This is a genomic window from Pseudomonas halotolerans (assembly GCF_039581215.1).
Lineage (GTDB): Bacteria > Pseudomonadota > Gammaproteobacteria > Pseudomonadales > Pseudomonadaceae > Aquipseudomonas > Aquipseudomonas tehranensis.
Window position 1 is genome coordinate 44,075 of the sequence record NZ_JBCNTJ010000020.1, and the last position, 21,116, is coordinate 65,190.

The window sequence follows — 21,116 nt, forward strand, 5'->3', positions numbered from 1 at the left end:
GAATTTGAATTGGGTGCAGCCGTCAATGGCAGGCGGCAATCAGCGCTTCACCGACTATTTTCCAATCCGATGCAGGGCTGGTGGTTTTCAGTTTGATCGCCTTGATCAGCAGGTTTGCAGACAGTCCCGTTTGCAGGCAGCACGCTTGACAGCGCATGATCCAATCCACTGCTTCCATTGAGCTTGCGCGCCTTGTGTCCAGTGACGCCGTCAGGGAACTCACCTCCTCTACGCTCCAATTCAACAGCTTGGCCAGCAGGCCATTGGTTTCTTTTTCCGAATGCTGCGCGTCCTGGTTGGCCACTTGCAGGTAGTGCAACAGGTTCTCTTCCGATTGGGCCTGATGGCGGGCGCAATGACTGAAGCGTTCGAGCAGATACAGGAACTGGGGCGTCAGGTTTTCGGATGGGCGCGCGGCCAGCCATGTCGGGTTTTCCATCAGGATCGCCAACGTGCTGCTGCTCAGGTGCAAGCGCTGGCAAACCTCGGCGGTGCGCAATACCGTCGCCAGCAACGGGGGCATCGTTCCCGAGGCTTGCTTGATGGCCGCAACGAGCGCCCTTGCGTCGGTGCAGGCCATTTGCAATACGCCAGGGACGTAATCGGCGGGCAGGTCCGCAATGTCCTGCAGCAGGAGCTCCACCTGATGCTGATGATCTTGGGAGGCGTTGGTGTCTGCCTGGAATTTCGCCAAGCGTTTCTCCAGGGTTTGATCTAGCGGCCAGTCATCGCTGCTGACGTTGAACAGGCGACACCATTGCAACACGTCCCGATTGTTTTGCCTGAGCCAGTCAACGGCCCAATCCATTGCCATCAGGACATCGAGAATGTCCAACTCTGCGGAACCGACGGTTTTCAGTTCCCCTTTCACCAACGCCTTGCAGAAATCCTCCCCGCCGAGTAACCGGGCCAACTCGGTGCATTCAAGAGGGGAGAGCCCGAACATCCGGGCGATACGGGCCTGGCGATACAGGGCCGAAACCGTGGGCAAATCGTATTCCAGTGAAAAGTACCGGTTGGCCTGTTCCGTCAGCAGCGACAGCGAATCTTGGGTTACGGGAAGCCCAAGGCCAGCGCCGAGGTAACTGAAGGTCTGGATGTCCGTGGCGGTCAGGCTCCGCCTGGGGGCGCCCCACACAGGACTTTTGAGCAGTTGGGTGCGATTGAACACATGATCGAACAGCGACACCCGTTCCCCGCAAGCATGAGTGGGCATGTCGTGCAGGAACGAAGCGAATTCTTCAGGGGCGATGCCATGGCGTCGGTTCAGGTATCGATAGACGCCCAGCGCGCGCAAGGTGTTGGCGCTAAGCGTTTCAACTCTTTCCGAGCGTTGGACATTGAAGATCAACGTGTCCAGTTCGGCAACGGGAATACCGGTCCAGCGATGCAGGCGGATCATGCGCTGCAAACGGTCGAAACGTTCAGGGGAGTTGTTGACGAAGACCCTCTGCTCCCCTTGGATCTCGATTGCCAGGGCAGGGGTTGCTCCGCCGCCGTTGATGTAGCTGGCGCCGTAATGTTTCCGGGGGGAAAGGGGACTGTTCACTGACGTTCGTGGGCTGTATTTGCCTTGCGCCAGTAGCTCCTCGACCTGTTCCGTCGTGAGCCCGGTGCGCTCCTTGAAGAACTCAAGCTCACTCAAGCGTAGGAGGTTCTCAGTGCCATAGTCTGCTTTCAGTGTTCCGAGGTTGCCCTGCGAGGCGGTCGGAGCAATGAGCAGCGCCTGTTGCGCGGGACTCAACCCGGACAGGAGTTTTTGCGCTTGCGCAGAATTGACGAATACGTCCCCGTAAAAATTTCGGTCCTGTGAAAACGGCAGCTTCAGGCTCACCCGGTAATTCAGCTCGCCCAGCGTCGGCTTGCTCGTGCCCAGCCCGAGCACACACTGGTGATGGTGCAGATCGTAGGGCAGCGAGAAGGGATAGTGCGCACTGGCCAGTACCTGGTGAACGGTCCTGTTCTTGTCGCTGTTTTCCAGGTGCGCCTCGATATTGCTGCGCAGGGTGTCGTTGATGATGTCGAGCATCGGTCGCGTAACGAAGGCACTCTGTCGATCGAGCATCAGTGCCTTGAGGTCCGGGCGCCGTTGCGCCAGAGTGATTCTATCGGCGTGCGGTGACAGGTTTTCCAGCTCCTCGGCAAACAGATACAACGCCCGCAGATACGCCACGGGCGAGTCGATTGCCGCGATATCACCCTCGTTGCAGAACTGATCCCAATTCTCTTCGAACAGCGCCTGATAGCCGGTGGGCTCTGACGCTGAGCCTATCGCCAAGCTGCGTTTGCTACGTGGCGTGTTGACGCCGGACGATAGTCGATGCTCTTGATACAGGCGGCTGATTTGCCGGGCATGGCTCGTAGCATTGTCGTGGGCCCGCTCGCCGTCCACGTCGCTAAGCCCGGCGAGTGCCTGGGTGAATTGCGCCTTGCTCATGCGTGCGATGTCGAATACCGACGTCACCCCGATTTGTGTCAGGGCGGTTTTCAGATCGGCTGCTATGGCGTCCTTACCGTCTGGGGAGCCAACGAGCCTGTGCAACAGCGAGTCGTTGCTTACGTCCATGTGTTGCCATCTCCTGTGCGAACGGAATGTGCTTGTTCAAGCGAAAACCGTACAGGAGCAGGCAAAGAAAGGCGGTAGGACAGGGGGAGGGAGTTTTGTATGAAAGAGCGATTCGTGGGTGGCGCTGATGCGAGTCCTGTGGGGCGGATTCGCTTGCGAAGGCGGTGGCTCAGCCAACATTTAAGTTGACTGAACCGCCGCCTTCGCGAGCAAGCTCGCTCCCACAGTGGGGCATGTAAAGTCCGGTCGGGCGTTAGACGCGGAAGTGGCTGACCATCATCTGCAACTGATTACCCAGCCGCGCCAGTTCCACGCTGGACGCGGCGGTTTCTTCGCTGGCGGCGGCGGTCTGTTCGGACACGTCGCGCACGTTGATGATGCTGCGGCTGATTTCCTCGGCCACGGCGCTTTGCTCTTCAGCGGCGGCGGCGATCTGCTGGTTCATCGACTGGATGTTCGACACCGTGCGGGTGATGTTTTCCAGTGACACACCGGCCTTGCGGGTCAGGGCCACGCTGCTGTCGGTGAGGCTGCGGCTGTTGTTCATCACGGCGGCCACTTGCTGGGTGCCGTTCTGCAGGCCGGCCACCAGGTCTTCGATCTCCTCGGTGGACTTTTGCGTGCGCTGGGCCAGGCCACGGACTTCGTCGGCAACCACCGCGAAACCACGACCGGCTTCACCGGCGCGCGCCGCTTCGATCGCCGCGTTCAGGGCCAGCAGGTTGGTTTGTTCGGCCACGGCCTTGATCACGTCCATGACGCTGCCGATCTTGTCGCTTTCCTGTTGCAGCACGGTCATGGCGTCGGTGGAGCGCTCCACTTCACTGGCCAGGCGTTCGATCTGGGCGATGGCCTCGTTGACCACCTGGTCGCCGGCACGGGCTTCACCGTCTGCGGCGGCGGCCGCTTGGGACGCTTCTTCGGCGTTACGGGCAACTTCCTGCACCGTGGCGGTCATCTCGTGCATGGCAGTCGCCACCTGATCGGTCTCGACTTTCTGGCTGTTGACTCCGGCGCTGGTCTGCTCGGTCACGGCGGACAATTGTTCGGCGGCGCTGGCGATCTGGGTCACGCCATCACGGATGCCGCTGATGAGGTCGCGCAGGGTCACGCCCATGCGCGCAATGCCCTGTTGCAGCACGCCCAGCTCATCACGACGGGTGACGATCGGGGTGTGCGACAGGTCGCCACCGGCAATGCGTTCGACCACGGCCAGGGTTTCGCGCAGCGGTCGGGTGATCTGGCGAGTGATGACCACGGCCGCAATGATGCCTACCAGCAACGCCAACAAAGTGCTGACCAGTTGCAGGGTGCGGGCCTGGGCGCTTTCGGCGTCGCGGCGGTCGAGCTGGATCTGATACAGCTGTTCGCTCAGGGAGACGATGGTCGTGCCCTGGTCGGTCATTTCCTTGCGGGCCTGCGCCGCCTCGGCAATGGCCAGGGAGAAAGCCTGTACTGCGCTGCGGTATTGAGTCAGGGCAGCTTCCAACTGATGCAGCTCACCTTGCCGGGTGCTGGCGAAATACGCATTCAGCGGTTGGAGCGAAGCGATGGCGGTGTCCAGTTGGGCGACAGCCTTGCGTTCGTTTTCGGCGTTGCTGTTGGCGGTGTAGCCACGCACTTCGTAGCGGGCCAGCATGAACGCTTGCTTGGCTTCGGTGATGGCTTGGTATTGTTCGAAGCGCTGGTCGCTCACGGGCGTTTGCTGAACGTCAGTATTGATTGTTTCGATCAGTTTGTAAGCGGCCCCGGCGTTGGCTGTCATCACATCGCGGGCGGTGTTCCCGGTGCGGTAGGCGTTGCGCATTTTGTTCAGGGATACCTGATAGGCGCTGATGGTCGCGCTCTGCTCCTTGAGCAGCTTGACGTTTTCCGGGCTCTTGAAGCTGCTGAGCAACGCATTCTGTTGCGCGACGAAACCATCGAGGGTGGTTTGCACATTCTGTGCGGCGGCTTCATCGCCGTTGGTCAGCATGTATTGCAGGCGCACGACCCGAAGCTTGGTCAGGCCGGCATTGAGCTTGGTGATGTCGCTCATCCAGTTGCTGCGGTCGATCAGCCCTCCCAGGCTGGTCCAACTGGTCAGCGCCAGGATGCAGGTCAGTACCAGCACCAGGCCAAAGCCCAGGCCCAGTTTCATGTTGACGCTAATATTGCCAAACCAGCTATTCATCAAATTCCTCCAGGAACGTTGTGCTGCTTGATTGTCGGTACGCTGGAAGATTGTTGTTTTTGAGCCAGCTAAAACGTGTAACAGGGCTGTATCGGCTGGCGACGCTGGATCTGAAAGGATTATTTTCGGGTGTCAGGCATTGCTGAAGATTTTGCTGTGCGCCTCAGGGTTTTCCTGAATTTCAGGCAAAAAAAAGCCCGCGGGAGGGCGGGCTAAAACCTTAGTTTCTTGAATGAGCGAGGAGACTTTACCGAATCACGCGAAAGCATGGGGTGAAGAAAAGTTCATGCGGGACGAGTTGCATGAGCAGAGAACGAAGCCCTCAACCTGGATCAGATTGAGGGCTTCTCTCAGCGCCTGATAACCTCACCTCAGATCAAACCGATCCAGGTTCATCACCTTGACCCATGCTGCGATGAAGTCATTGACGAACTGCTCCTGGGCGTCGGAGCTGGCATAGACTTCGGCCAGGGCCCGCAGTTGAGCGTTGGAGCCGAACACCAGATCGACCCGCGTGCCGGTCCATTTGACTTGACCGGTCTTGCGGTCACGGGCTTCGAACGTCTGCTGGTCGTCTGAGAGCGGTTTCCATTCCACGCCCATGTCGAGCAGGTTGACGAAAAAGTCGTTGGTCAACGCCCCAGGCCGTTGGGTGAAAACCCCGTGTTGAGTGTGGCCGACGTTGGTATCGAGCACGCGCAGGCCGCCGATCAATGCGGTCATTTCCGGGGCGCTGAGGGTCAGCAGTTGCGCCTTGTCGATCAGCAATGCCTCGGCGGGTACGCGATACCTGCCCTTGAGGTAGTTGCGAAAGCCATCGGCGATGGGTTCAAGAAAGCCGAACGACTCGACGTCGGTCTGCGCCTGGCTGGCGTCCATACGGCCTGGCGAGAACGGCACCGTCACGCTGAGCCCGGCATTTTTCGCCGCCTGTTCAATGCCGGCGTTGCCAGCCAGCACGATCAGGTCGGCCAGGGAGATTTTCTTGCCGCCGGACTGGGCTCCGTTGAACTCGCTGCGGACCTTTTCCAGAGTCGCCAGCACTTGCGCCAATTGTTCCGGCTGGTTGGCCGGCCAGTCTTTTTGCGGGGCCAGGCGCAGCCGGCCACCGTTGGCACCGCCACGTTTGTCGGAACCGCGGAAGCTGGACGCAGCCGCCCACGCCGTAGACACAAGCTGTGACACCGACAGCCCCGAGGCCAGCAGTTTGTCCTTGAGGGACGCAACGTCACTGTCGTTGACCAGTGCATGGTCGAGCGCCGGGATGGGGTCTTGCCAGAGCAACTCTTCGTTGGGCAGTTCCGGGCCGAGGTAGCGCGAGAGTGGGCCCATGTCGCGGTGGATCAACTTGAACCAGGCGCGGGCGAAGGCGTCGGCCAATTGGTCCGGGTTCTCCAGGAAGCGCCGGGAGATTTTTTCGTAGATCGGGTCGAAGCGCAGCGCCAGGTCGGTGGTCAGCATCGTTGGGTTGCGGCGCTTGGACGGATCATGGGCGTCCGGGATGATGCCGGCGCCAGCGCCGTTTTTCGGTGTCCACTGGTGCGCCCCGGCCGGGCTCTTGGTCAGCTCCCACTCGAAACCGAACAGGTTCTCCAGATAATTGTTGCTCCAGCGGGTGGGCGTGGTGGTCCAGGTCACTTCCAGGCCACTGGTGATGGTATCGGGGCCTTTGCCGGTGCCGAATGCGTTCTTCCAGCCCAGGCCCTGTTGTTCCAGACCGGCGGCTTCAGGTTCGGCACCGACATTGTCCGCGGGCCCGGCACCGTGGGTCTTGCCGAAAGCATGGCCGCCAGCGATCAGGGCCACGGTTTCTTCATCGTTCATTGCCATGCGGCCAAAGGTTTCGCGGATATCCAGCCCGGCGGCGACCGGATCCGGTTGACCCTCGGGACCTTCCGGGTTGACGTAGATCAGGCCCATCTGCACGGCGGCCAGCGGGTTCTCCAGATTGCGCCCCAGGTCGGTACGGCTTTCTTCATTGCCGGGTTCAGCCACCAGTTGGCCTTCGCCGGGATCTTGCATCGCGGCCTTATCCGGTTTGCCGTAGCGGGTGTCCCCGCCGAGCCATTTGTTTTCGGAACCCCAATAGACGTCTTCATCCGGCTCCCAGACGTCGGCACGGCCGCCGGAAAAGCCGAAGGTCTTGAAGCCCATGGACTCCAGCGCGACGTTGCCGGTGAGGACGATCAGGTCGGCCCAGGAGATGTTGCGACCGTACTTCTGTTTGATCGGCCATAACAGCCGGCGCGCCTTGTCGAGGCTGACGTTGTCCGGCCAGCTGTTGAGCGGTGCAAAACGTTGCTGGCCGGAGCCCGCGCCACCGCGTCCGTCGCCAGTACGGTAGGTGCCGGCGCTGTGCCAGGCCATGCGCACAAAGAGCGGCCCGTAGTGCCCGAAGTCCGCCGGCCACCAGTCCTGGGAGTCGGTCATCAGTGCATTCAGGTCATTTTTCAGGGCCTGGAAATCCAGGCTTTTGAACGCTTGGGCGTAATTGAAATCCTCGCCCATGGGGTCGGACAGCGGTGAGTGCTGGTGCAGGATTTTCAGATTCAACTGGTTGGGCCACCAATCACGGTTGGTGGTGCCACCACCGGCTGCATGATTGAACGGGCATTTCGATTCGTTTGCCATGAGGAGCTACCTTGGTCGTGTTCATCCAGCTATAGAGCCCGGCCGGGCGCTATAGCGACAGGTGAAAATCACTACGTAGATGCAGGGCTCACAGTTGGTTCATTGATCGTTCGGCCTTCCGGCAATCGACGTCGATTACCCGCATCGTGGCCCACGGCAAGCCCAGTACGTTTCGAACGCTTTCGTATCTCTTGTCAGGTCTGATCTGGCCAGCTTACGCCAGCGCTGAATCAAGGCTAGTTCTTCTGTGGCAGATCGCTAATAGCTGCAGTATTAACGGGTGATAGGCAGATTCTTTTACCCGGCTTGCCGGTCGAGGCAGATGATAGGGCCAGTGCCTGGTTACGGGAGAGGACCGGACCATGAACGAACGCCCTCGCAGCACGGCCATCCACGAAGCCGGCCACGCCCTGGCTTTTTGGTGGAATGGTCTGCCGATAAAACGCATCACCGTGCGCACCAGGGATGAAGCGTGCGCGGGACCGATGATCGATCTGCTTGGTAATCCGCACGACGCCGAAGGGTTGGTGGAGGCCGATTATCTGGTCCTGCACCCGGCGTTGGCCGCCCGGGGGATTGCTGAATATTTGCCCTCCATGGTTGATTCGATTGAGCGCGACCTGCTCCATTGCTTCGCCGGGCCTGTGGCCGAAGCGGTCTATCGACACGGCCGGTCCGACCGGATGATCAGCACCAGTGGCCGTGGTGATCTGGACCGGGGGCACGAATTGATCTGCCTGCTGCCCCCACGCATGTTGCTCGACGCCGAATCACGGGCCATCGCCCGTTGCAGTTGCCTTGTGCATCGTTACTGGAAGGCTGTCAGCGCTGTGGCGGGGCTTCTGCAAGAGCAAGGCGTGGTCGAGGGCAAAGCGGTCACGACCCTGCTGTGCGAGATCACCGGAGAGTCGCCCAGCTTGCTTGGCAATGGCGTGAGAAGCCTTGATTCGTAATCGAGAAGCGACAAGCGACAAGCGTCACACCCGTGGGAGCAGGTTTTGCTCCCACGGGGTTTACGCCATTTGAGGGTTGACCGGTATCAGGCCATGGACGGCTGGCTTACCAGTTGTAACTCAGCTTTGCAGTGATTTCGCGGCCCGGGTTGTAGTAGTTCGCGGTACCGGAACCGACCACATGTTGCTCATCCAGAAGGTTGCTGACGTTAATCGCCAGGTCAGTGCCTTTGAAGAGGTTGTAGTTGAAGGCCGCATCGAAGAGCGTCGTGCCATCGCTGGTGCCGGTGTTGGCGGCGTCGAAGTAGTAGGCACCCACATACCGGGCACCCAGGCCAACGCTGACAGCCGTGTCGGGTACGCTGTAATAGCTCCACAGCGAAGCGGAGTGTTTCGGCGCCGTGGCAAACTCATTCCCCTTGAGTGAACTTCCGTCGTACAAAGTGCCGCGCAATACTTCGGACTCCATGTAGGAGTAGCCACCGACCAGGCTCAGGTTGGGGGTCAACTCAGCCTTGGCTTCCAGGTCCAGACCGCGCACACGTGACTCGCCAACGGTTTGCTGCTCGATGACACCACTGGGCAGTACGACGGCGATGCTGACATTTTCCTGAGTGAGGTCGTAGACGGCCGCCGAGAACAACGCGTCCATACCGATGGGCGCATATTTCACACCCACTTCGTATTGTGTGCCCGTCTTCGGGACCACGCCAACCGTTGGCGGTGAGACCGACTCGACCATGCTGACGTAGGTGGACACTTCGTCGTTGACGATATAGGTCAGCGCGCCGCGATAAGAGGTTTCCGAAAAATCATCCGACTCTTTTACGTTGTTGATGTCGGTACTGGACAGATCCAGCGAGTCGTTGCGCACACCGGCGGTGACGATAAAGCGCTCATAGAAGGACAAGTTCTGCTGCAGGAACACGGCCTTGGTTTTGGTATCGAGCTTGTTGTTGCTGTAGGGCGCTACGGCGCTTGGCACACCGGTGAACACCGGGTTGGCCAGGTCGATGGAGCCTGTCGTGGCATATACGGAGGTTTCCTCGGTCGAAGAATCGCCATACTCCACGCCCACCAACGTACTGCTGTCGATGTTTTCGAAGCGGGCATCGTATTGCAGCATCAAGTTGCCGTTCAGTTGCTCGGCTTCGCTGTCAGTGCCAAAGATGTAGCGAGGGATCGTGGTATCGGTGCGGGTAGGGGAGTCGCTGAGGAACACATAGCCGAAATCATCGGTCAGTTCGCTGTAGCGCAGGTTGCTGCGCAATACGAAGCCATTGTCGAAATCATGGCTGAAGGTGCCGCTGATATTGGTGCGTTCGACATCGTGGAAATTGTAGCTGGGCTCGCCGTAGAACTTGTCGCGGTCGTATTCCTTGTCCAGCGGGTAACCGCCGCTGTTGGGCGAGCTTTGGGTCTTCAGGTAGTCCACGATCACGGAGGCCGAGGTGAAGTCCGTGGGGGCCCAGGTCAGGCCGCCCATCAAGAACTTGTTGTCGTCCTGCGAGTGGTCGTACTCGCGCTCACTGTCTTGCAGCTTTGCCGTGAAGCGACCGGCCAGGGTTTGCTCTTCGTTCAGCGAGTCCCCGACGTCGATGCCAGACTCGACATGGTCGAAAGAACCGTAGGTGACGTAGCCCTGGCCGAATGTGTCGAAGCGTGGCTTCTTGCTGACAAAGTTCACCGAGCCGCCCGGGTCAGCCGGGCCGAACAGTGTGGAGTTGGCCCCGCGTATCACCTCAACGCGCTCATAGGCGAAAGGTTCCTCGCGCACACCGCGCATTGAACCCAGGGTCAGGCCGTCCCGATAGGTCGTGGCCTGAAAGCCACGGATCTGGAAGTAATCGTTGCGGTCGTCAGTGCCGTAATAGTCGGTAAGGACCCCCGGCGTGTATTGCAGCAGCTCTTCGGTGGTGCTCACGCTGCGTTGCTTCATTTCCTTGTCGGTCACCACGGAAACCGAGGCGGGGGTGTTGAGGATGCTGGTGGCCACCTTACCGCCGACCCAGAGTTCCTGGGCGACCACCGAGTTGGCGTCTTCGGTGCCGTCGACCCTGGCCTTGGCGTTGACGAGGATGGGCGCGAGGCGAAAGGCGTCGAGTTCGCCGTCCGCGCTGGTTTGCGGCGTCAGCAAGTAAGCGTTCGGGCCTTGCTGCTGTATCGCGATGTCGCTCCCCTGCAACAACGACGACAGGGCTTGGGGCGTATCAAGTGTCCCGCTCACGCCCTGTGTATTGCGGTTCGCTACGCTTGACGCATCGAAGGAAAGACTGATGCCCGCCTCGCGCGCAAAGCGGTCAAGCGCCGGTGCCAATGGGCCGGCAGGAATGTTCCACGAGTGAACCTGATGGGCCTGATCAACGCTCGAGGATTGCGCCAGAGACGGTAGCGCGTAGCTGCTGACAATGACGCCAAAGACCGCACCGTGTAAGGCTCGATTCAGTCGGTGGCGCTGTGGAACCGGGGACGAACTCATTTACTCGCTCCAAGAAAGGGGATCGGCAGATCGGCCTGTATTTCAGCCTTTCTTACATGCCGAACGAGAATGAGAAATCACCTCATTTTTATTTGATGTTGGCGCGCGATGGAAAAGGGCTTAGCTGGCGGCGCTCAACGTCACCCAATATTGGGTTCGATAATCAATCCGTAAGTGCAGTGACTGCGCCACCAATGCCAGTACCTGATCGGTGTCGGCGAGCTGAAAGGTCCCGGAAACGCGTAAGTCCGCGACTTCTTCGGCGCATCGCAACAGGCCGGGCCGATAGCGCGACAAGGCCCCAATGAAATCACCGAGGCGCATATGGCGTGCGCTGATCACCCCGTCACTCCAGCTCCATACATCCAGGCCGTTATCCTTGAACTCACGAACGCCATTTGAGGTGAACAGCCGCTGATTGCCGGCCTGGACAGTGTTGTTAACCGAAAGGGTTTGGCTGGATCCGGGAAATACGCTGACTGCGCCGCGCTGCACCGCCAGAAGGGTCCCGTCGTCACGCTCGTACGCCAGGAACCGGGCGTTCTGGGTGCTTATGATTGCGTCGCGGGTTTGTACCCAGAACGGACGCGGTTGAGCCGAGCCTGCGTCCGCACCGGTGTTCACAATGATTTCGCCGCGCCGCAGAACGATCAGGCGCCGCTGTGAGTTGAAATAGCTGTCGACCGCACTGTCGCTATTGAGCTGGATAAGGCTGCCGTCATCGAGTTGGAAGCGTCTCTGTTCGCCGGTTCTGCTGTGCTGCTGGGCAAGCATGGCCGGCAGCGGTGTGTAGTCGCGGCCCAGCCAGACCGCGCCACCCAAGGTGGTCAATGCACCCAGTAGCTTCAGGCTTTGGCGCCGACGCAGGCCTGTGCCGGCGCCTTTGAGGGTTTGTCGGACCAAGTCCGGCGCAATGCCCGCGAAGTCATCGCCAAGCGTTTCGACACGCTGCCACGCTAACCGATGTTCCGGACGCAACTGCAGCCAGTGCTCGAAACTGCGTTGGGTTTGCTCATCGGCAGGATTGAAGCGCAGGCGCACCAGCCAGTGGATCGCCTGGTCGACCACGGCTGGGTCCAGCACCTGCGCTTCACTGTTCGGCATAACGCAAGCGATAGCAGTGTTGCAGGGCCTTGGCCAGGTCGCGTTCAACCGTAGAGCGGGAAACGCACAATTTTTCGGCGATTTGCAGGCAGGTCAAGCCGTCGAGCTGGGCGAGTAGAAAAGCCTGGCGAACTCTCGGTTTAAGCAGGTCGAGCAGGCGGTCGATGCGCTCAAGGCTGTCAAGAATCAGCAACCGTTCTTCTTCGGAGGGGGCCTCTTGGGGAGGAAGCAGCGAGAGGCTCTCGAAGTAGGCACGTTCGAGCTCGCGCCGGCGATAGCGATCGATCATCAGTCCACGGGCGATGCTGCTCAGATAAGCCCGGGGTTCGCGCAACGGGCTTAATTGACGGGACTTGAGCAGACGTACAAACGTGTCCTGCGCCAGATCTGCTGCGCTTTCGTGACATCCGATGCGCCGGCTCAGCCAGCTGTGCAACCAGGAATGGTGGCTGCGATAGAGCAGCGCGAGATCGGCATTGCCCAGTGTGTCGTTGCTGCGCATCAGCATCTCGGAAAATACATAATTGATAATGAATCGCATTATATTCAGACAGGTGACGTCAGGGCAATGTGCGGAACCTGATGTTCGAGACGGGCCTGGTCTCCGAGTCCTGATAGGAATAGGCAATGCTGAAAGGCAAACCGGCATAGGGGCCCCGGTTCTGCCTCGCTACCATGGCCTTGTACCCACCTTATTGGAGGCTCGCCATGAGCCGCAGAAAAACCCTATTCATCACCGGCGTCAGCAGCGGCCTGGGCAACGCCCTGGCGCGGGAAGCGCTTGCGGCGGGCCATCGAGTCATCGGCACCGTGCGCAGTGAAGCGGCGTTGCAGGCCTTCGAGGCACTGTCCCCGGATCATGCCCATGGCGTCATCCTGGATGTCACTGACTTCGAGCGGATCGACAGCGTTGTCGCGGCCACACAAGCCAGTCACGGCCCGGTCGACGTGCTGGTCAACAATGCCGGCTATGGCCATGAGGGCATCTTCGAAGAGTCGCCGTTGGACGAGATGCGTCGTCAGTTCGACGTCAACGTGTTCGGCGCGGTGGCGGTAACCAAGGCCTTCGTGCCGTATTTCCGCCAGCGCCGCGCTGGGCATATCCTCAACATCACGTCGATGGGGGGCACCATCACGATGCCGGGCATTGCCTACTACTGTGCGAGCAAGTTTGCGCTGGAAGGTATCTCCGATACGCTGAGCCAGGAATTGCTGCCGTTCAACATCTTCGTGACGGCCGTGGCGCCCGGTTCGTTTCGAACGGACTGGGCCGGTCGTTCGATGCAGCGCACGCCGCGCAGCATTGCCGACTATGACGCCAGTTTCGACCCGGTGCGTAAAGCGCGGGAAGAGAAAAGCGGTAAACAGCTCGGCGACCCGCGCAAGGCTGCCCAAGCAATGTTGCAGGTCATCGCCAGCCCGACGCCACCGGCGCACTTGTTGTTGGGCAGTGACGCGTTGAACCTGGTGCGTGACAAATTGACTCGAACGGCCAGTGAGATTGACCGATGGGAGGCGCTGACCCGCTCGACTGACGGTTGAGCGGCCAGCAAAGGGGGCAATGATGACGCCGACCGATCCACACACCTTACGCATGGTGCAGTTGATGGAGCAGCTCGCGCCAGTCGAGGGCTACAACCTGAGCGCGCTGGACGACATCCGCTTTCTGCGTTCGAACCGGCCACTGACCCGCACGCCGGTCTTGTATGACCCGGGCATCGTCATCCTGTGTCAGGGGCGCAAGCGCGGCTATCTGGGGGAAGACGTCTACGTGTATGACGCCCAACATTACCTGGTGGTGTCCGTCCCCGTGCCCTTCACCATGGAAACCGACGCCAGCGAAGCGGAGCCCATGCTGGCGATCTACATGCGGCTCGACTTTCAGCTGGCCAGCGAGTTGATATTGCAAGTCGATGAGGTGCTGGGCCCAAGTGATGCCCAGCCCAAGGGCATGTATGCCTCGCCCATGGATGACCGGCTGCGTGCCTCGACGCTGCGTTTTCTTGAAGCCATGAGTCGTCCGGACGACGCGCAAATACTCGGGCCGTCACTGGTACGAGAAATCTACTACCGCATCCTCACTGGCGAGCAGGGCGGCTCAATGCATGCCGCGCTGAATCGCCAGGGGCACTTTGGTAAGATCGCTCGCGTGATTCGCAAAATCCACAGCAGCTACCAGGAGCGTCTGGACGTCGAGTCACTTGCCCATGAAGCCGGCATGAGCGTGCCCAACTTTCACCTGCACTTTCGCAGCGTGACCGACTCCTCGCCCATGCAGTACTTGAAGTCGACGCGCCTGCACCAGGCACGCCTGCTGATGCTGCGCAATGCCATGAGCGCTTCGGCAGCGGCGTTCAGCGTGGGCTACGAAAGCGCTTCGCAATTCAGCCGTGAATTCAAACGCTTCTTTGGCCGCACGCCCCAGGCCGAGATCGAGTGGATGAAGGCGACTTATGCGTTGCCCGCGCCTGCCACGCCGTCTATCTATGTGTCATCGCATTAGAGAGGCGTCAACTGGACGCGCCAGACCCGCCTTCGGTAGCCGTAGGTTTCGCCACCAGTCTCACGGAAATGCGCTACGTCCGCCGATGCTCGGTCATCGCCGAAAGCACCACCGACGTTGCCGCTGTACGCGTCTCCACCCCCAGCTTGATGTACACATGCTCCAGATGCTTGTTCACCGTACGCGGGCTCAAATCCAGGATGGTGCCGATGTCGCGATTGGTTTTCCCACAGGCCACCCAGCGCAACACTTCAACTTCACGCCCCGTCAGTTGAAAGCGTGCCGACAACACCTGGCTGGCCGGTTCGTCATTCAGGCTCAAGGCCGCCACTGGCTGCGACGCCGCACGGGCAGAATGCAGAATGCGTGAAGTGCGCAAGTGCGCGGCAACCCGCGCCAGTACTTCGTCGATCTGAATCGGCTTGGTCACGTAGTCGCTACCACCCACTTCAAAACCCTGCACCACATGGCAGCTTTCCGTCAGCGCGGTCATGAACAGCACCGGGATATCAGCGCTCTGGGGTTGCGCCTTGATCCGCCGACAGGTCTCGAAGCCATCCAGGCCCGGCATCATGGCGTCCAGCAGGATCAGGTCCGGGCGTCGACGCTCGATACGGTTCAACGCCGTTAACCCGTCGAGGGCCACCAACACCATATAGCCGGCATCGTTCAGCGCGTCGGAGAGCATGGCGAGGTTGTCCGGGGTGTCATCCACAATCAGCACAACACCGGGTTCAGCGACTGTGGTCAGTGCATTCATCTTCTGCCTCCTTGAGGGCGCGGTTGATTTCGTCCAGGCGAAAGTTCTTCAGCAACTTGCGGAGTGTCCCGATAAACGCTGCCGTCTGCGGTGTCTCGGCCTGGATGCTGTCGAGCTTTTCCTGTAACCCACGGACATAGCCCATGGCGCTGAGCTCGCCGAGGGTGACAAGGTCCGGGTGTGAGGGTAAGACCCAGGGTGGGGGGAGTGCCGCGGACGCAGGCCTTTCACGCCGCACCCACTGCAGGTCGAGTTGCGCCTGGATGCGCTCCAGCAACTCCGGCGTGCGCACGGGTTTGGCCAGATAGTCGTTGCAGGCACTGGCCAGATTGCGTTCGTCGTTGAAGGCATTGGCCGAGATCACGATGATCGGAACGTTCGACAACCCGTTGCGGCGGATCAGGCGGCTGGTTTCCCAGCCATCCATGGTCGGCATCGACAGGTCCATCAGGATCAGGTCCGGTCCCAGCAGCGCCACCTGGCGAATGGCTTCCTGGCCGTTGCTCGCTTGCACGACCTCAAAACCCAGCGGTGTGAGCATGCCGCTGAGCACTTTGCGATGGTCGACATGATCGTCCACCACCAGCACGCGCCGCCGTGGCCCCTGGTAGCCGATGATGTCGTGTTCGACATGGACCACCGCCTGGGGCGCGCGCACCTGGGAGAGAAACAGCCGCACCTGGAAGCAGGTGCCCTGGTCCTGCTGGCTCTTGACCTGCAATTCACCGCCCATCAGCGAGGTGAGCATGCGGGTGATGGTCAGCCCGAGGCCGACGCCCTTGTCCTGGCGCATCAGGTCGCCACGTTCGAACGGCTGGAAGATCCGTTCGATATGCTCGGGGTCTATGCCAATCCCTGTGTCGATGACCTCGAAGGTCGCCGTTTCGCGCATGTAGCTGACCCGCAGGCAGACCTCACCGCTGTCAGTGAAATTGACCGCGTTGCCCAGCAGGTTGATGAGGATCTGCCGCACCCGTTTCTCGTCACCCCGCACCACCGCCGGCATCTTGCCGATCAGTTCCAGGCGAAAGCGCAGGCCTTTTTCCTCGGCCTGCGGGGTGAACATCAGCTCCAGGTCGTGGATCAGCTCCGGGAAGGGGATTTCCGTCAGTTCCAGGCGCAGTTTGCCGGCCTCGATCTTGGCCACGTCGAGCAGGCCGTCAATCAACGACAGCAGGTGCGAGCCGCTGCGCAGAATGGTCGCCAGGGCATCCTGGTGCTGCTCCGGCATCGCCGCGTCGCGTTGCAGGTTCTGGGTAAAGCCCAGGATGCTGTTGAGCGGCGTGCGCAACTCATGGGACAGCCCGGTGATGTAGCGACTCTTGGCCGCATTGGCTGCCTCGGAGGCCTCCTTGGCATCCTGCAGGGCCTGGTCAGTGACGCGGTGGGCGGCGATTTCCTGCATCAGCAACTGGGTCTGGCGGGTCGATTCCTCCTGGGCCACATGGCGGCTTTCGCGGGTCAGGACGATCCACCAGGCGAGAATCGCCGCCAACATTGAGAGGGTCAGGAAAGCCTTGAAAAACGCCTGGTACAGGGGCGCCGAATGGGGCAGGCCTCCAGAGGCCTGGCTGTAGATCAGCGCGAGGGCCCCGCTGAGCATCAGGATCAGCACCAGCAACAGGCCCAGGTAATGCATCAGCCGCGTGTGCAGGCGAGGCACCATGCTGTTGGGCAGTAACCAGCGCAACAGCGACTCGAACTGCACGGACAAGCGCCCCTGGGGTTTGCAACGATCGCCGCAACGCGCGTCCAGCGAACAGCACAGCGAGCAGATGGGCGTGCTGTAGGCCGGACAGAACGCCATGTCGGCGCTTTCAAACGGGTTGCTGCACAGGCCGCAGGTGATCTGCGTACCCGGCTCTACCGGGTGCAACAACAATGGGTCGCTGGCACGGGCGATGTAATAACGACTGCCCGTCGCCCAGGCCAGCAGCGGCACCATGATCAACGCGGCACCCAGGGCGACAAAGGGTGGGGCGGCCTGAGCCAGGGCACCGAACAGACCGAAGTGGGCGAGAATCGACAGCAGTGAGGCAACCAGCATCGCGCCGACACCCACCGGGTTGATGTCGTAAAGGTGCGCGCGCTTGAACTCGATGTGTTTGGGCGACAATCCCAAAGGTTTGTTGATCACCAGGTCCGCGACCACACAGCCGATCCAGGCGGTGGCGATATTGGCGTAGAGGCCGAGCACCTGGTCGATGACGTCGAACACGCCCAGTTCCATCAGCATTAACGCAATCGCCACATTGAACACCAGCCATACCACGCGACCCGGGTGACTGTGGGTCACCCGGGCAAAGAAATTCGACCAGGCGAGTGAGCCGGCGTAGGCGTTGGTCAGGTTGATCTTCATCTGTGAGACGAACACAAACAGCACCATGGCGCCCAAGGCCCATTCCGGCGAGGAGAAGACATAACTGAAGGCCACCAGGTACATCTGGGTCGGTTCGGCGGCACGCTCCATGGGAATTTCGTGTTGCAGGGCGAGAAAGGCCAGGAAGGCTCCAGCGGCCATTTTCAAGGCGCCGGGAATGATCCATCCGGGGCCGGCGCAGAGCAGGGCGGCCCACCAGCGCTTGCGGTTGGCGGCGGTTTTCTCTGGCAGAAAACGCAGGTAGTCGACCTGTTCACCGATCTGCGTCACCAGCGAAAGGGCCACGGTACAGGCCGCGAAAAATTCCAGCAGATTAAAGTCACCGCCGCTGGCACTGCGCCCCAAAAAGCTGGTCCAGTCGCTGAAGGCCTGAGGGTTTTTCACCAGCACGAACAGATAGGGCAGCACCAGCAGAACCAGCCACAGCGGCTGAGTCCAGAGTTGCAGGCGGCTGATCAGGGTCACCCCGTAGGCCACCAGCGGAATCACCAGCAGCGAGCAGATCACATAGGCGATGGCCAGTGGAATATGAAAATACAGCTCGAGGGCCAGGGCCATGATCGCCGCTTCCAGGGCGAAGAACAGGAAGGTGAAGCTGGCGTAGATCAGCGAGGTGATGGTCGAGCCGATATAGCCGAAACCGGCGCCACGGGTCAGCAAGTCCATGTCGACGCCGTAACGGGCGGCGTAGTAACTGATCGGCAGGCCGGTGAAGAAGATCACCAGGCTCACCGCGAGAATCGCCCAGAATGTGTTGGTGAAGCCGTAACTCAAGGCCAGCACCCCGCCGATGGCTTCCAGCGCCAGGAACGACACGGCACCCAGGGCGGTGTTGGCGATACGCAGTTCCGACCACTTGCGAAAGGACTTCGGCGTGTAGCGCAGGGCGTAGTCCTCCATGGTCTCGTCGGCGACCCATCGGTTGTAGTCACGACGGATCTTGGCGATGCGCTGGGTGCCGGGTGGTAGCACGGTAAAAGCCTCCTGCGGTCAAGGCGCTCCATGCCTGGCGGGTGCTGCACGGGTGAAAAATTGAGCAATTTCCATGCCTCGGGCCGCCGGGTGACGTCGGCGGTTTCCCGTGCGCGTGCCCGCGCGTGAGGGAGCAAAGTGGCATGGGCCCGGGGCGCTAGCCTGCACCAGCTTTGTGCGATTTTCCCTACGTCAAATGACGTATGCCGTTACGTCAGGCTGCGTATACCGGCCGCCGCTCACCGCCGCCATGCTGATGCCATCACCGTTGCTGGCCGCCCCAGGGCGAACCCGCAGCGCCACCGCAGAGGAGTAGCAGCATGGAACCACGATTGATCCGCACCCAAGGTCTGTTGCCGCGCCGTCTGGCGCTGGGAGCAGCGGCCCTGTCGTTACTGGCCGCCAGTGTGTTCAGCCAGGGTGTCTTGGCGGATGAGGCCAACAGCACCGGTCTGGCCGTGACCCCGACCGAAGTCACGGTCGGCCAATTGCACTCGGCCACCGGGACCATGGCGATTTCCGAAACCGGCTCGATCCAGGCCGAGCGCCTGGCCATTGAGCAGATCAACGCCTCGGGCGGCATCCTCGGCCGGCAGATCAAGGTGATCCAGGAAGACGGCGCCTCCGACTGGCCGACTTTCGCCGAGAAGGCCAAGAAGTTGCTGGTCAACGACAAGGTGGCGACGGTGTTCGGCTGCTGGACTTCGGCCTCGCGCAAGGCCGTGCTGCCGATCTTCGAGAAGGAAAACGGCCTGCTCTACTACCCCACATTCTATGAAGGGCTGGAGCAGTCCAAGAACGTGATCTACACCGGCCAGGAAGCCACCCAGCAGATCCTCGCCAGCCTCGACTGGATCGCCAAGACCAAGGGCGCGAAGACTTTTTACCTGGTGGGCTCGGACTACATCTGGCCGCGTACATCAATGAAGATCGCGCGCAAGCACATTGAAAACGTGCTGCACGGTGAGGTGGTCGGGGAAGACTACTACCCGCTGGGCAATACCCAGTTCGGCTCGCTGATCAACAAGGTCAAGCTGAAGAAACCCGACGTGGTGTTCGCTGCCGTGGTCGGCGGTTCCAACGTGGCGTTCTACAAGCAACTGAATGCTGCGGGCGTCAACGCGGCCAAGCAGACCTTGCTCACCCTGTCGGTGACCGAAGATGAACTGCTCGGGATCGGCGGCGGGAACATGGCCGGGTTCTATGCCTCGATGAAGTACTTCCAGAGCCTGGACAACCCCAACAACAAGGCGTTCGTCGAAGCCTTCAAGGCCCGGTACGGCAAGGATGCGGTGATCGGCGACGTGACCCAGGCGGCCTATCTGGGGCCATGGTTGTGGAAAGCCGCGGTGGAGAAAGCCGGCAGCTTTGACGTCGACAAAGTGGTCGCGGCCTCACCGGGTATCGAACTGACAACCGCACCTGAAGGCTACGTGAAAGTGCACGAAAACCATCACCTGTGGAGCAAGACCCGTATCGGTGAGGTACAGCCCGATGGCCAGTTCAAGGTGGTCTACGAGTCGGAGCTGATCGAGCCGAATCCGTTCCCTAAAGGTTACCAATAACGCTCGGGCTTCATCGGCGGCGAACCGGGCTCCTGCAAGAGCCGGGCTTGGCGCCGGTGCGGCTTTTTCTTACTGCCATCCTCCCAGCAGGAGACCCTCATCATGGAATGGCTATCGGAGTTTGGTGCCATCGCGGCAATGCAGGGGTTCAACGGCTTGTCCGTGTTCTGCGTGCTGCTGTTGATGGCATTGGGACTGGCGATCATCTTCGGGCAAATGGGGGTCATCAACATGGCCCACGGCGAGTTCCTGACCATAGGTGCCTATACCACCTACGTCTGTTCGAGCCTGACCAGCCATTTCGCCCCGGCGTTTGGGCCTTACTATTTTTTCTTCGCCATCGCCCTGTCGTTCCTGGTCGCCGGTGCCATCGGCTGGCTGGTGGAGTGGGCGATGATCAGCCGGCTCTACAAACGCCCACTGGACACGCTGCTGGCAACCTGGGGCTTGTCCCTGGTCATGCAGCAGACCTTCCGTTCTGTGTTCGGTGCCCGTGAAGTCAGTGCCACACCTCCGGAGTGGCTGATGGGCTCGTTCAACCTGACGGACGCTATCGAGATTCCGCGCAACGGCCTGTTCATGATGGCCCTGACCTTGCTGCTGACGGCGGGCATTTTTGTGTTGCTTTACCGTTCACGCTGGGGGCTGCATGTGCGGGCCACTGTGCAGAACCGGGTGATGAGCCGGGCAGTGGGCATCAACACCCGCAAGGTCGACCGCATGACGTTTGCCCTGGGTTGCGGTGTGGCCGGCGTGGCGGGCGCGGCGTTCACCACCATCGGTTCCACCGGGCCCACCGCCGGCTCGCAGTACATCGTCGACACCTTCCTGGTGGTGGTCTTCGGCGGTGCGCAAAGCCTGTTCGGCACCATCGCGTCCGCGTTCGTGATTGCCCAGACGCAATCGATCTCGGAGTTCTTCCTGAGCGGCTCGATGGCCAAGGTGCTGACCCTGTCCGGGGTCATCCTGATTCTGATGCTGCGCCCCCAGGGGCTGTTCTCCATCAAAGTGCGCAAGTAGAGGCGAGCCG

General features: G+C 60.7%; 13 protein-coding genes and 1 pseudogene. 5 read left to right on the top strand and 9 right to left on the bottom strand.

The window, feature by feature from the left end:
- Positions 1-22 precede the first annotated feature (22 nt).
- The 4 genes and pseudogenes from AAIS01_RS22755 to katG all read right to left on the bottom strand — a co-directional run bounded on the left by AAIS01_RS22755 (position 23) and on the right by katG (position 7,370).
- Positions 23-2,566, bottom strand: coding sequence for a Tc toxin subunit A (locus AAIS01_RS22755; RefSeq protein WP_343470815.1), 2,544 nt, complete (start codon positions 2,564-2,566; stop codon positions 23-25).
- Between the two features lie 253 nt (positions 2,567-2,819).
- Positions 2,820-3,683, bottom strand: coding sequence for a methyl-accepting chemotaxis protein (locus tag AAIS01_RS25765; RefSeq protein ID WP_431191942.1), 864 nt, complete (start codon positions 3,681-3,683; stop codon positions 2,820-2,822).
- A gap of 42 nt (positions 3,684-3,725) precedes the next feature.
- Positions 3,726-4,739, bottom strand: a pseudogene (locus AAIS01_RS25770) (methyl-accepting chemotaxis protein); the annotation flags it as partial.
- Positions 4,740-5,105: 366 nt separating this feature from the next.
- On the bottom strand, positions 5,106-7,370 hold the full coding sequence (gene katG, locus AAIS01_RS22765) for a catalase/peroxidase HPI (protein WP_343470817.1): 2,265 nt from the start codon (positions 7,368-7,370) through the stop codon (positions 5,106-5,108).
- Positions 7,371-7,732: 362 nt separating this feature from the next.
- On the opposite strand from katG, the gene AAIS01_RS22770 reads away from it, so the two are divergent.
- Positions 7,733-8,323 (top strand): hypothetical protein, encoded by a 591-nt coding sequence (locus AAIS01_RS22770; protein ID WP_343470818.1) that lies wholly within the window; start codon positions 7,733-7,735, stop codon positions 8,321-8,323.
- Positions 8,324-8,429: 106 nt separating this feature from the next.
- On the opposite strand, the gene AAIS01_RS22775 is transcribed toward AAIS01_RS22770, so the two are convergent.
- From AAIS01_RS22775 to AAIS01_RS22785, 3 genes are all read right to left on the bottom strand, one after another.
- Positions 8,430-10,802: a TonB-dependent siderophore receptor gene (locus AAIS01_RS22775; RefSeq protein ID WP_343470819.1), complete on the bottom strand. Its 2,373-nt coding sequence runs from the start codon at positions 10,800-10,802 to the stop codon at positions 8,430-8,432.
- Between the two features lie 120 nt (positions 10,803-10,922).
- The gene (locus tag AAIS01_RS22780) at positions 10,923-11,906 is read right to left on the bottom strand and encodes a DUF4880 domain-containing protein (RefSeq protein WP_343470820.1); all 984 of its coding nucleotides are present in this window, start codon (positions 11,904-11,906) and stop codon (positions 10,923-10,925) included.
- Positions 11,893-12,408: a sigma-70 family RNA polymerase sigma factor gene (locus AAIS01_RS22785; RefSeq protein ID WP_343470821.1), complete on the bottom strand. Its 516-nt coding sequence runs from the start codon at positions 12,406-12,408 to the stop codon at positions 11,893-11,895. Before AAIS01_RS22785 ends, AAIS01_RS22780 begins: the two co-directional genes overlap by 14 nt.
- Positions 12,409-12,614: 206 nt before the next feature.
- Here AAIS01_RS22785 and AAIS01_RS22790 point away from each other — a divergent pair, with 206 nt between their 5' ends.
- Positions 12,615-13,448 (top strand): oxidoreductase, encoded by an 834-nt coding sequence (locus tag AAIS01_RS22790; protein ID WP_343470822.1) that lies wholly within the window; start codon positions 12,615-12,617, stop codon positions 13,446-13,448.
- Between the two features lie 22 nt (positions 13,449-13,470).
- Positions 13,471-14,409 (top strand): AraC family transcriptional regulator, encoded by a 939-nt coding sequence (locus AAIS01_RS22795; protein WP_343470823.1) that lies wholly within the window; start codon positions 13,471-13,473, stop codon positions 14,407-14,409.
- Between the two features lie 73 nt (positions 14,410-14,482).
- Here the strand turns inward: AAIS01_RS22795 and AAIS01_RS22800 are convergent, their stop codons facing one another.
- Both AAIS01_RS22800 and AAIS01_RS22805 read right to left on the bottom strand, forming a co-directional pair.
- The gene (locus AAIS01_RS22800) at positions 14,483-15,169 is read right to left on the bottom strand and encodes a response regulator (RefSeq protein ID WP_343470824.1); all 687 of its coding nucleotides are present in this window, start codon (positions 15,167-15,169) and stop codon (positions 14,483-14,485) included.
- On the bottom strand, positions 15,144-18,521 hold the full coding sequence (locus AAIS01_RS22805) for an ATP-binding protein (protein WP_343470825.1): 3,378 nt from the start codon (positions 18,519-18,521) through the stop codon (positions 15,144-15,146). The genes AAIS01_RS22800 and AAIS01_RS22805 overlap by 26 nt, the downstream gene beginning before the upstream one ends.
- A gap of 320 nt (positions 18,522-18,841) precedes the next feature.
- Between AAIS01_RS22805 and urtA the strand changes: the two genes are divergently transcribed.
- Positions 18,842-20,086: an urea ABC transporter substrate-binding protein gene (gene urtA / locus AAIS01_RS22810; RefSeq protein WP_343470826.1), complete on the top strand. Its 1,245-nt coding sequence runs from the start codon at positions 18,842-18,844 to the stop codon at positions 20,084-20,086.
- A gap of 102 nt (positions 20,087-20,188) precedes the next feature.
- Positions 20,189-21,106, top strand: a complete 918-nt coding sequence (urtB, locus tag AAIS01_RS22815; RefSeq protein WP_177193292.1) for an urea ABC transporter permease subunit UrtB — start codon at positions 20,189-20,191, stop codon at positions 21,104-21,106.
- Positions 21,107-21,116 lie beyond the last annotated feature (10 nt).

Bases quoted from the DNA above. Each gene is read 5' to 3' on its own strand.
- katG (WP_343470817.1), bottom strand. From the start codon at position 7,370: ATGGCAAACGAATCGAAATGCCCGTTCAATCATGCAGCCGGTGGTGGC.
- AAIS01_RS22755 (WP_343470815.1), bottom strand. From the start codon at position 2,566: ATGGACGTAAGCAACGACTCGCTGTTGCACAGGCTCGTTGGCTCCCCA.
- AAIS01_RS22780 (WP_343470820.1), bottom strand. From the start codon at position 11,906: ATGCCGAACAGTGAAGCGCAGGTGCTGGACCCAGCCGTGGTCGACCAG.
- AAIS01_RS22795 (WP_343470823.1), top strand. From the start codon at position 13,471: ATGACGCCGACCGATCCACACACCTTACGCATGGTGCAGTTGATGGAG.
- AAIS01_RS25765 (WP_431191942.1), bottom strand. From the start codon at position 3,683: ATGGGCGTGACCCTGCGCGACCTCATCAGCGGCATCCGTGATGGCGTG.
- urtA (WP_343470826.1), top strand. From the start codon at position 18,842: ATGGAACCACGATTGATCCGCACCCAAGGTCTGTTGCCGCGCCGTCTG.
- AAIS01_RS22770 (WP_343470818.1), top strand. From the start codon at position 7,733: ATGAACGAACGCCCTCGCAGCACGGCCATCCACGAAGCCGGCCACGCC.
- urtB (WP_177193292.1), top strand. From the start codon at position 20,189: ATGGAATGGCTATCGGAGTTTGGTGCCATCGCGGCAATGCAGGGGTTC.
- AAIS01_RS22785 (WP_343470821.1), bottom strand. From the start codon at position 12,408: ATGCGCAGCAACGACACACTGGGCAATGCCGATCTCGCGCTGCTCTAT.
- AAIS01_RS22790 (WP_343470822.1), top strand. From the start codon at position 12,615: ATGAGCCGCAGAAAAACCCTATTCATCACCGGCGTCAGCAGCGGCCTG.
- AAIS01_RS22800 (WP_343470824.1), bottom strand. From the start codon at position 15,169: ATGAATGCACTGACCACAGTCGCTGAACCCGGTGTTGTGCTGATTGTG.
- AAIS01_RS22775 (WP_343470819.1), bottom strand. From the start codon at position 10,802: ATGAGTTCGTCCCCGGTTCCACAGCGCCACCGACTGAATCGAGCCTTA.